Annotated in this window: 10 protein-coding genes; 7 read left to right on the forward strand and 3 right to left on the reverse strand. The window is 55.1% G+C overall.

All coding sequences use genetic code 11. The features are described 5' to 3' along the window. Both B3Z49_RS07650 and B3Z49_RS07655 read right to left on the reverse strand, forming a co-directional pair. Positions 1 to 1,928, reverse strand: a 1,928-nt coding sequence (locus tag B3Z49_RS07650; protein ID WP_296989583.1) for a bifunctional diguanylate cyclase/phosphodiesterase, incomplete at its 3' end; no start/stop codon positions are given. Between the two features lie 127 nt (positions 1,929 to 2,055). Then, a complete protein-coding gene (locus tag B3Z49_RS07655; RefSeq protein ID WP_296989584.1) occupies positions 2,056 to 3,084 on the reverse strand; it encodes a M23 family metallopeptidase in 1,029 nt (342 codons plus the stop codon). Between the two features lie 175 nt (positions 3,085 to 3,259). On the opposite strand from B3Z49_RS07655, the gene B3Z49_RS07660 reads away from it, so the two are divergent. After that, positions 3,260 to 4,051 carry a sterol desaturase family protein gene (locus B3Z49_RS07660; RefSeq protein WP_296989589.1) on the forward strand — a complete coding sequence of 264 codons (792 nt, stop codon included), beginning with the start codon at positions 3,260 to 3,262 and terminating at the stop codon, positions 4,049 to 4,051. Here the strand turns inward: B3Z49_RS07660 and B3Z49_RS07665 are convergent, their stop codons facing one another. Next, positions 4,052 to 4,843, reverse strand: coding sequence for a class I SAM-dependent methyltransferase (locus tag B3Z49_RS07665; protein WP_063089007.1), 792 nt, complete (start codon positions 4,841 to 4,843; stop codon positions 4,052 to 4,054). A 243-nt stretch (positions 4,844 to 5,086) separates the two neighbouring features. Between B3Z49_RS07665 and B3Z49_RS07670 the strand changes: the two genes are divergently transcribed. The 6 genes from B3Z49_RS07670 to B3Z49_RS07695 form a co-directional block, all read left to right on the forward strand. Next, positions 5,087 to 5,524 (forward strand): MaoC family dehydratase, encoded by a 438-nt coding sequence (locus B3Z49_RS07670; protein ID WP_063088640.1) that lies wholly within the window; start codon positions 5,087 to 5,089, stop codon positions 5,522 to 5,524. Positions 5,525 to 5,654: 130 nt separating this feature from the next. Further along, a complete protein-coding gene (locus B3Z49_RS07675) occupies positions 5,655 to 6,611 on the forward strand; it encodes a bifunctional riboflavin kinase/FAD synthetase (RefSeq protein ID WP_064787435.1) in 957 nt (318 codons plus the stop codon). Positions 6,612 to 6,720: 109 nt separating this feature from the next. Further along, positions 6,721 to 9,558, forward strand: coding sequence for an isoleucine--tRNA ligase (ileS, locus tag B3Z49_RS07680; protein WP_296989599.1), 2,838 nt, complete (start codon positions 6,721 to 6,723; stop codon positions 9,556 to 9,558). Between the two features lie 65 nt (positions 9,559 to 9,623). Further along, entirely contained in the window at positions 9,624 to 10,097 is a 474-nt protein-coding gene (lspA, locus tag B3Z49_RS07685; protein ID WP_064787433.1) for a signal peptidase II, read from the forward strand. Positions 10,098 to 10,147: 50 nt separating this feature from the next. Beyond that, entirely contained in the window at positions 10,148 to 10,729 is a 582-nt protein-coding gene (locus B3Z49_RS07690; protein WP_063088643.1) for a DUF3035 domain-containing protein, read from the forward strand. A gap of 218 nt (positions 10,730 to 10,947) precedes the next feature. Further along, positions 10,948 to 11,487, forward strand: a 540-nt coding sequence (locus B3Z49_RS07695; protein ID WP_296989602.1) for a M16 family metallopeptidase, incomplete at its 3' end; no start/stop codon positions are given.

Below are 11,487 nucleotides of genomic sequence, written 5' to 3' on the forward strand. Positions count from 1 at the left end.
TGCAATTGAACCGCTGACAGATTGACCCCGATGCCAAGCGGATTTTTCCAGCGTGCGGCCTCTTTGCAGGCGGTTCTAAGCACCCATTCGCCCAGCAGCACAATCAGGCCTGTTTCCTCGGCAATCGGAATAAACCGTCCGGGCGGGATCGATCCCAGTTCGGGATCGGTCCAACGCAACAATGCTTCAAACGAGTGGACCACCTGATCATCACCATCGGTCTCGCATTGCGGCTGGTAATGAAGTTCAAGCTGACCGTTCTCCATCGCGTGACGCAGGTTCGACGAAAGCTGGCGCTTGAAACGGTATTCCTCGTCCATTTCCGACGAATAGAACACGATGTCATTGCCGCCAGATTGTTTGACCCGATACATCGCAAGGTCGGCATGAAACAGTATGCTTTCGGCGTCATTGCCATCGGTTGGATAATGCGCAATCCCGATACTTGCAGAAAGCTTCGCACGGTGTTCGGCATTAATGAAAACCGGGAGCGCGACACAATCAAGGATTTGCTGTGCCGTTTCGCGCGATCGGGCAATAACGTTATCCATATCTGATTGTTCAGGGTGCGACAGCAAGGCGACAAATTCGTCACCGCCAACACGTGCGATCACCACATTATCGCTAAACAGCTCGGCAAGGCGTTCACCCAATTCCCGAAGCGCATGGTCGCCGGCAATGTGGCCGAAGCTGTCATTGAGTTCCTTGAAGTGGTCGAAATCAATGCACATCACCGTCAACGGAATGCCTGTCTCATCTGATTTCGTTAGTGCCTCGGCCAGTCGGTCATTGAATGTCGACCTGTTCAAAAGCTTGGTCAGGGCGTCACGTTCTGCCAGGAAACGGATATGGTTTTCTGCAGCATACCGTTCGCGCAGATCGCGCAGCCCAAATATCACAGTGGCATCCGATATTTCGTCGGCGGGAATTTCGCGTCGCACGACCTCGACCGGTATGGCGGTATTGGTGCTCCAGGACAGGGTCGTTTCTGCATAACCGACCTTCCCTGATTTGAATTCCGCCGGTGTATCGGAAAGCCACTCTGTCAGGAAATCCTGATCAAGAATGTCTGCACGGGTGACACCACCCAGTTTCAGGAAACTGTCATTGGCATCAATCACCCGCCCATTCTGGGTCAGAACGAGCGCCTCGATGGCGGAATCGCCCAGAATGCGCATGCGGTTGCTGACATGATCGCGAAGTTGCCGGTCAACAAGGGCGGTGACAAAACCAATGGCAATCAGCCCGATGGCAACAACGGCGACACCGACCGCAAGATATTCCTGCGAAATAAGCTGTGCCGGGACCGGGACAGTCGGATCGGGTGTAATCACCAGTGCACCCATCGCACCGAAATGCATGGTCGCCACCGCGATGGTCAGGTTTGCCTTGCCCAGAAGTTTCTGCTGGTCAGTCTGTGCGGTCTTGGCCAGATACAGCGACGCCATGCCGAACAAGGCCCCCATCAGAATGGCGGCAATCACAATATCCATGTGCCAGCTGATAATGCCGGGAACGCGGATGGCAGACATACCGGTGAAATGCATGGCCGAAATGCCAAGTCCGACAACAAGGCCGCCGACAAGACGCGACAATACAAGGTTCGGCCCACTGATCGAGGCAATCGCAAACCCGATGGTGGTTGTCACAATCGCAATCGCCAGCGAAACAGCCGTCATAACAGGCTCATAGCCGACCGGCACAACCGGGTCATAGGACAGCATTGCAATGAAATGGGTCGCCCAGATGCCCCCGCCGGTCACAACCCCGGTCAGGAACAGCCATGCGATTTTCTGACGAAGGCGACCGATGCAGGCGCGGGCATACAGATTGAATGCGGTATGAATGCCCGCCAGTCCAATCAGAAGGGCAACGAGGACCAGAACGATATCGTGCTGGTGTGCCAGACAGTCATAAATTCTGTACATTCACGCGCCAAATCTAAAATTAATGTAATAGTTTCAATAACTAATACATTTTACTGGTGTAATTTTAAGTCGGCTGGTGTACGTGAAGCAACCCAAATCGGATCTTTCCGGGGCGGGGGTGGGATCCCTAGCGGATCACAACTTTGCCCTCGCCGATGATGCGCGGGGAATTGTCACCACGGGTAAAGGTGATCTCGCCTTCATAGGTGCCAGCCGGCCATTGGCTTCCGGGGCGGTCCATATTGATAAAGAACCACTTTGCGCGCGGGCCTGCATCGTTGGGCAAATCGATGACAAAGTCGCGATGGCCACCCTTGCCATCAGGTGTTTGCAGGCTCATGCGGATGACATCACCATCATTGGCGCCAATCAGATAGGCCCAGAAGTAAAGTGCCGGGCTTGTGCGGGGTAGTTCCTGGTCCTTGCCGTATCCGCGTTTAAGGTCGGATGCGTTCGGGCGCGCCATCGAAAAGCCATGGCCATAAAGCGTGATCTCGTTATAGCTAAGCTTTGCACGTGCAGACGGTGACCAAAGGGCCGCATTTTCGACACTACAATCAGCGGCACTGCTGGTGCCCATGGCGGTGCCACTGAAGGGATCAACAAGTTCGCCATCCTTGCGCAGGTTGAAATGCAGGTGCGGGAAGGTGGCCTGACCGGAAATGCCGATCCGCCCGATCACCTGACCACGGCTGACACGGTCGCCTTGTTTGACCGCAACCCATCCCCGGCGAAGATGGCAATACTGGCTTTGCCAGCCATCATCATGATCAATCAGAATGCCGTTGCCGCATTCAATGCCTTCAAGGCTGCTGGTGGCGATACGACCTGAATCAATATCTTCAACCCCGTCGCGCAGGGCAACGACCGTGCCATCCGCGATGGACAGGACCGGAACACCATCAAGCATGGTGGCTTCGTCCGGAATGGCGAAATCAGTACCGCGGTGGCCGTCATATGTTGTCGTGCCACAGGCATAGTCGCGAATGTTCGGTCCGGTATCATGATCGACATAGTGAACAATGTCACAACTGTTGCCGGCACAAACGACCGGCAAATCAAACGGCGGGCCATCTGCAAGGGCGGTGCTGCCAAAAGACAGGGTCGCGAACACGGAAAGAAAGAGTGTCCGAATGGATCCTGATCGTTCTGGCATATAGTCCCCCGTTATCGGTTATTGTCGCCAAGCATTGGCTTTTCAGTATGAATCACCTTTCTCTAACATAAAGGTGATGAGATATCGAACTGCAAGATGTTGTTTATACATTGCGATATCCGATATCAGTTCAAGGTGACGCATACACGCTCCTTATCACACAAGGCAGGATGAAATGGATCAGAGCGGATTATTTCGGCTGGGTATCTTTGCCGCCATCTTGGCGGTCATGGCCTTGTGGGAGGCGGTGGCCCCTTATCGGCCCAAGGAAGCCGTGCGTCGCCCGATGCGCTGGCTGACCAATTTTGGTCTGCTGTTGCTGAGTGCCGCCCTTGCACGTTTCACCATCGGGGCTGCGATGATTGCCGCTGCCATCTGGGCGCAGGCCAATGGTTGGGGGATAAATAACCTTTTGGGCATGCCTGCATTATTGTCCGGGCTGGTCACCATCATTGTTCTTGATTGTGCGATCTATTGGCAGCATCGCCTGACCCACATCGTGCCGGTGTTCTGGCGGTTTCACCGGGTGCATCACTGCGATACCGAATTTGATGTCTCGACCGCCGTGCGTTTCCATCCGGTCGAGATCGTTGCATCCGCACTCTACAAATCGACCTTTGTCGTGCTGATCGGGGCCGATCCATGGGCGGTGGTGATTTATGAAAGCATGCTAAGCGGCTTTGCCCTGTTTAATCATGGCAATGTGCATCTGCCCAAACGCCTTGATCGCGCCTTGCGACTGTTGGTCGTGACACCCGATATGCACCGGGTGCACCATTCAAGCCTGATGAAAGAAACCAACAGCAACTACGGCAATATTTTTTCCATCTGGGACCGGATATTTGTCAGCTATATCGATCACACCAAGGTCAATGATCATGATATGCAGATCGGCCTCAAGGAATTCCGCGACATGGACAGCCAAAGTTTGCTGGGCGTTCTCTGGATGCCGTTCAGGCGTCGTTGATTACGCTGGCACTACGCCGCGCACCGCCATGGCCGATGCGACAAGAGACCGCCGCCCGTCGGTCTTGCCACCAAGATAGGCCAGACGTGTGGCCTGCTGAATTTCGTAGGCCGTGTCGGCATATTGCCGGTTAAAGAAATTGCGGATCAGGCTGTGTGCCCCCATCAGCGACTGCCAATAGTCATCAAAATCGATGAAATCCATGCGCACCGCCAGGGTTGCGGTTTCAATATCGCCCAATCCCGCATCCGACCAAAGATCATAAAGGTCATCTTCATCCTGATAGGGGACGTCGAAAACCTCTTCGCGCAATTTTTCGCCCTCGACCCCGGCCAGAATGGCTGCGGCATCGAGAAACAGGCGGATAAACGTCAAACCGCCCGCGCGGTCCCAGACAGATGCTGCTATTTTCCCGTTCGGTTTGGTGACGCGGACCATCTCGGCAACCGCCTTTTCCGGATCTTCCAGATCATTGATCAACAGCTGCGAGAAGGCAGTATCAAAACTGTTATTCTCGAACGGCAGCGACAACGCGTCCCCGGTTTTAAGTTCGATATTTGAAGCTTCTTCGCGCAGGGCGTCTGTCAGGTAATCGGGGATCAGGTCAATGCCGACAACCCGCGCATCCGGATACCGGTTGGCCGCAGCCAAGGTCAGACTGCCCGTGCCACATCCGACATCAACCAACGCCCCACAAGACGGTGCGGCAACAAAATCAAGGAAGCTGCGCGACAGCCGGCGGCTCCATCGACCCATGGCAATTTCATAGGTGTCTGCAATTGTGTTGTTCATCGGGGGCGTTTCCCAAAGGTTTGTTTTTATAGGGCTTAGATCATTGATATCACAGGTGGGCATGCCCTGATATGTCCCCGTTTCAGACAATTTCAAGCGCTCATCAAGATGACATTCGACGAAATAGGCATTGCTCATTTCGAAAAATGCGCAATAAAATTACAAATACTGCATTGCAAAATAATTATAAGCGCGACATCTGCAATGTAAGCAACCGCGCAACAGGCATAGGGTTTCTAGGAAATGGATGAACGCGACGGACTTCATGGGCTGTATTTCGAAGATCTTGAGATCGGGCTGTCGGGCAGTTATGGAAAAACGGTAACCGAAACCGACATCGTGATGTTTGCCGGCATTACCGGTGACACCAACCCGGTGCACCTTAATCAGGATTACGCCGCAACCACGATGTTCGAAGGCCGCATTGCCCATGGCATGCTGTCTGCCGGTTTCATTTCCACTGTGCTTGGTACGCGCCTGCCCGGGCCAGGTACGATTTATCTTTCCCAGAACCTGCAATTCAAGGCACCGGTTCGGATCGGCGATACCGTGACGGCACGCGTGACCGTGCGTGAACTGATCCCGGCCAAGAAACGCGCCATTATGGAAACCAACTGCTATGTCGGGGATCGTTGCGTGATCTCGGGCGAAGCAACCGTGATGGTGCCTTCACGCGCCTGATGCCGGAAAGCCTGCGCTTTTTTGTCGGAAAAGTCTTTACGCTTCGGGCCTGCGCCCTATATAGCTGCCTGCTGGATTTGCCGACAAAAGGTCGGCAGGCATGGAACGCAGCAAAGAGAGACCGGCGCGAATGCGCGTTTTTCGATCTTTTGAGAACCTGACCGATGATGCGCGCGGCGCCGTAGTGGCGATCGGCAATTTTGACGGACTGCATCTGGGGCATCAATCGCTTCTGGATCAGGCCCGCGCAATTGCCCGCGACCTCGGTGCGCCGCTTGCGATCCTGACGTTCGAGCCCCATCCGCGCATGCTGTTTCGCGCCGATGATCCGCCGTTCCGTCTGACCTCGGCCGAGGACCGCGAAACCGCAGCCGGCAGCATCGATATCGACCTGTTCTATGAAGTCGAGTTTAACCGCGACTTTGCCGCCATGACGGCCGAGGAATTCATCGAACGTGTTCTGGTCACGGGTCTTGGCGCCAAACATGTCGTGGTTGGCTGGGATTTCTGTTTCGGCAAGGGCCGGGCAGGGGATGTCGATTTGCTGCGCGCGATTGGTGAAAAATCCGGTTTTGGTGTTACGGCGGTAACCGCTGTCACCCATGACAACGGGATTGTCTATTCCTCGACCGCGATCCGGCAGGCGCTGCGTGATGGTCGCCCCGAAGACGCCAAACATCTGTTGGGGCGCCCGTGGGAGATTGGCGGGGTTGTCGCCCATGGTGATGCGCGCGGACGCACTATTGGCTTCCCGACGGCCAATGTTCCGCTTGGCAATCACCTGCGCCCGAAATTCGGCGTTTACGCTGTCGAGCTTGGACTGGTTTCCAAAACCGATGGCAAAACCGTCGAACGCTGGATCCCCGGAGTCGCCAATATTGGCGTTCGGCCAAGCTTTGGCGGCGATGATGATGCCGGGCTTGAAGCACACCTTTTTGACTTTGATCAGGACATCTATGACCGGCGGGTACGCGTGCGTCTGCACGGCTTTATCCGCGGGGAAAAGAAGTTCGATGGGCTTGATGCCCTGAAAGCCCAGATCGCAGCAGATGTGATCGCTGCCAAGGATATTCTCGGCAAGATTTGAATTTGTTGACGAACCCGCTATGATCCGCGCGCTTTTCGCAAGATCAGCTTTTCGCGAGATCTCCGGGGGTTCGCCCTTTTAATTTGTTCAAGACGACAGGACCGTCACGATGAGTGTCGAATACAAGAAAACCGTTATCCTGCCCAAGACCGATTTCCCGATGCGGGCGGGTTTGCCAAAGATGGAGCCGACCCTGCTCGAGCAGTGGAAGAAAGAGGACCTCTACGGCAAAATTCGCGGTATTTCGGCCGATCGTGAAATGTTTGTCCTGCATGATGGCCCGCCCTATGCCAACGGCCACCTGCATATTGGTCATGCACTGAACAAGATCCTGAAAGACGTCATCACCCGTTCCCAGCAGATGCTGGGCAAGAACGCTGTTTACGTTCCGGGGTGGGACTGCCACGGCCTTCCGATTGAATGGAAGATCGAAGAACAATACCGCGCCAAGGGCAAGAACAAGGACGATGTTCCGATTGCCGAATTCCGCAAGGAATGCCGCGAGTTTGCCCAGAAATGGCTTGATATTCAGCGCGAAGAATTCAAACGCCTTGGCGTGATGGGCGACTGGGACAATCCCTATGTCACCATGGATTACAAGGCAGAAGCCTCTATTGCCCGTGAACTCGGCAAATTCCTGATGAACGGTTCGCTCTATATGGGCTCCAAACCGGTCATGTGGTCGGTGGTTGAAAAGACCGCCTTGGCCGAGGCCGAAGTCGAATATCACGACCATACATCCAAAACGATCTATGTTCGCTTCCCGGTCACCGAAACCAAGGTTGATCTGCTTAAAGACGCGACCATTGTCATCTGGACCACGACCCCTTGGACCATTCCGGGCAACCGTGCGATTTCGTATGGCGAAGACATCGAATATTCCGTCATCGAAGTCACCGAAACCGCCGAAGAAGCCTGGGCCACCGTTGGCGAGAAGATGGCGGTTTGTACCGATCTTCTTGAAGACCTGTGCAAAAACGGTCGCGTTACCGGTCACAAGGTTGTCGGCACCTTTAAGGGCGCCGACCTCGAAGGCACGTTGTCGGCCCATCCGTTCCGCGGTCAGGGCTATGACTTTGACGTACCGCTTTTGGCGGCTGATTATGTCACGACCGATACCGGTACCGGCTTTGTCCATACCGCACCGACGCATGGCCCGGACGATTACCAGACCGGTCTGAAATACGGTCTGGAAGTGCCGGAAATGGTCGATGGTGACGGTGCCTATTATCAGACCGTGCCGCTGTTTGCCGGCGAACGCATCTATGATGAAAACGGCAAGGAAGCAGGTGCCAACGAAGCCGTCATCGCCAAACTGATCGAAGTTGGCGCGCTGCTGTCGCGCGGCCGTCTCAAGCACTCCTACCCGTGCTCTTGGCGTTCCAAGGCACCGGTGATCTATCGCACCACACCGCAGTGGTTCATTTCCATGCAGGACAATGACCTGCGTGAAAAGGCGCTCAAGGCGATTGATGAAACCCGCTTTGTGCCGGAAGCCGGTCGTAACCGCCTGCATTCCATGATCGCCAACCGTCCGGACTGGTGCGTTTCGCGTCAGCGCGCATGGGGCGTACCGATCACGGTGTTCATCGAAAAAAGCACCCGTCAGCCGCTGCGGGATCAGGAAGTCCTTGATCGTGTCTACGAAGCCTTCTGCGAAGAAGGGGCTGACGCATGGTTCACCCGTGATGCACAGTATTTCCTTGGCGACAAATACAACGCCGATGATTTCGAACAGGTCACCGACGTGCTTGACGTCTGGTTTGATTCCGGTTCGACCCATGCCTTCGTGCTCGAAGAACGTCAGGACCTGAAATGGCCGGCCGATCTGTACCTCGAAGGATCGGACCAGCACCGCGGCTGGTTCCACAGCTCGCTGCTTGAATCCTGTGGTACCCGTGGCCGTGCCCCGTACGAGGCCGTTCTGACCCATGGCTTTGTTCTTGATGGCGAAGGCCGCAAGATGTCGAAATCGCTCGGCAACGTCATTGCGCCAAACGATGTCATCGACAAACTGGGGGCCGACATCCTGCGTCTGTGGGTGGTAAGCTCCGATTATCATGATGATCTGCGCATCAGCCATGAAATCATTCAGCGCCATTCAGACATCTATCGTCGTCTGCGCAATACCCTGCGCTTCCTGCTGGGCAACCTTGACGGCTTTGACCAGTCTGAAAAGGTTGCAGATAACGAGCTGCCGGAACTCGAACGCTGGGTTCTGCATCGTCTGAGCCACCTTGATGACATGGTGCGCAAGACGACTGCGGACTACGATTTCCACTCGATGTTTATCGAGCTGCATAACTTCTGCGCGCTTGATATGTCGGCGTTCTATCTTGATATCCGCAAGGACGCGCTTTATTGCGACGCACCAAGCAGCCTGCGCCGCCGTGCGGCCCGCACGGTCATGGATCGCGTGTTTGATTGCCTTGTTCGCTGGTTGGCACCGGTTCTGTGCTTTACCGCCGACGAAGCATGGCGTGCGCGCTATGGTGCCGAAAGCTCGGTTCACTCGGAAACCTTCAATACGGTTTCCGATGGCTGGAAAGACGATGCGCTGGCCGCCAAATGGGCCAAAATCCGCAAGCTTCGCCGTGTTGTCACCGGTGCGCTTGAACTTGAACGTGCCGAAAAACGCATTGGTGCCAGCCTTGATGCCGCACCAAAGGTTTATGCGACGGCTGATTATGTCGAAGCCCTGGCTGGCCTTAATCTTGCCGAAATCGCCATTACATCTGACATCGAACTGATCACGGGTGACGCACCGGATGGTGCCTATACCCTTGATGATGTTGCCGGTGTCGGTGTCGTGCCAGCATTGGCAGAAGGCGAGAAATGCGAACGTTGCTGGCAGACCCTGCCGGAAGTTGGCAGCCACGCTGAACATAAAACCGTTTGCAACCGCTGTGCGGATGCCGTTGATGAAATGGGAATTGCCGCCGAGTAACGGTGGCGTTCGGGAACGCCCTGCCAGCTGGCAGGGCACATCCCGGCAAGTCAGAAAGAGTGTTGATGAAACATCGTGCCTTTGTGTTTGGTCTGATCGTCATTGCAATCGTGTTTGGTGTCGACCAGTGGACCAAGGCGCTTGCCATTGATGGTCTGTCTAACCCGCTTCGCGTGATCGAAGTGACGCCGTTCATGAACTTTGTTCTGGCCTGGAACCCGGGTGTTTCGTTTGGCCTGTTTCAGGGGCAGGCACCTTGGGTCATGATCGCGGTGACGGCGGCCATCACGATTGGCTTTGGCATCTGGATGTGGCGCACGCGCGATTCCATGCTGCGCTTTGCCCTGGCAATGATCATTGGCGGTGCGATTGGCAACCTCGTTGATCGTCTGCGCCACGGGGCTGTGACCGACTTCATTGATCTGCATGTTGCGGGTTATCACTGGCCGGTATTCAATATTGCCGATAGTGCAATCACGGTTGGTGCGGCGCTACTGTTGATCGATTCCCTTTTTGGCGGTAAAAAATCTACCAGATGAATTTTGGCCGGGCGAACATGGTCCGGTTTTGAAGTGGTAATGAGGCACAAATGGCCCGGAAACTGACGACCAATATTTTCAAAATTGCATTGCTGGGCGGACTTGCGCTTGGCGTTTCCGGTTGTGAATCAACACGTGAAACCTTTGGCCTGAACAAACAGTCGCCCGACGAGTTTGCGGTTGTTTCGCGCGCCCCGCTCAGTCTGCCGCCTGATTTTACCTTGCGTGTTCCTGATCCGGGCGCACCGCGCCCACAAACCGGTTCGACCACCGATCAGGCGCGTCGTATTCTGGTTGGTGAAGATCCCAACGTTGTAAAACGTGACATCACCGAAGGTACGCGCAGCAAGGGTCAGGTTGCCCTTCTTTCGGCATCCGGTGCGCAATATGCCGATCCGGAAATCCGCAACACGGTGGATCGTGAAACCTCGATCTTCATTTCCGAAAGCGAAGGCGTCGTCGACGATCTGCTGTTCTGGCAGGAAAAGCCGGAATTCGGCACTGTCGTCGATCCGGCCGCCGAAGCCAAGCGTATCCGCGATCAGCAGGCATTGGGTGACAATGTTGCCGGTGGTGCCGATACCCCGGTGATCGAACGCAAACAGAAAGGCTGGCTGGAAGACATCTTCTAAGCTTCGCCCGACGGTTCGCTAACCACACGACAAGTTGATGCATTCAGACAAGGGCGCGATGGTTTCGCGCCCTTGTTCTGTCATATTCGGTTCTTAAGAAATGCCTGTTGAATGCAAGTGTCGCGTTCTGCCGGTCCTGCATTGAAACACACCGTTTGCATAACCATCCTGAATTGGAATGGGACGCCACAATGAGAATTTCTGGAACAATCCGATCAATGACGCGCAGCTCTGTGGCTGTGCTCGTCCTCGTCGCACTGACCCTTGCCCTTGTGCCCGGTTTGTCAAGGGCGGCTGTGTTCAGCCCCCAAACCGCCACCCTTGATAACGGCATGCAGGTCGTGCTGGTTGAAAACCACCGCGCACCCGTCGTTACCCACATGGTCTGGTACAAGGTCGGCTCGGCCGATGAGCCCCAAGGTGTCTCGGGCATTGCCCATTTCCTTGAACATCTGATGTTCAAGGGGACCGATAATATGGCGCCGGGCGACTTTTCAAAGATCGTTGCGCGCAATGGCGGCAATGACAACGCCTTCACCAGCTGGGACTACACCGGATATTTCCAGAACATCGCACGTGACCGGCTTGATCTGGTCATGGAGATGGAAGCCGACCGCATGACCAATCTGAAGCTTTCAGATGATGTGGTTCTGCCCGAACGCGATGTGATCATCGAAGAACGCCGGTCGCGCATTGATACCAGCCCGGGGGCGCTTCTGGGTGAACAGATGCGCGCATCGCTTTATATGGCGCATCCC

Source organism: Thalassospira sp. UBA1131, from assembly GCF_002311515.1.
In the GTDB taxonomy this organism is placed as follows: domain Bacteria; phylum Pseudomonadota; class Alphaproteobacteria; order Rhodospirillales; family Thalassospiraceae; genus Thalassospira.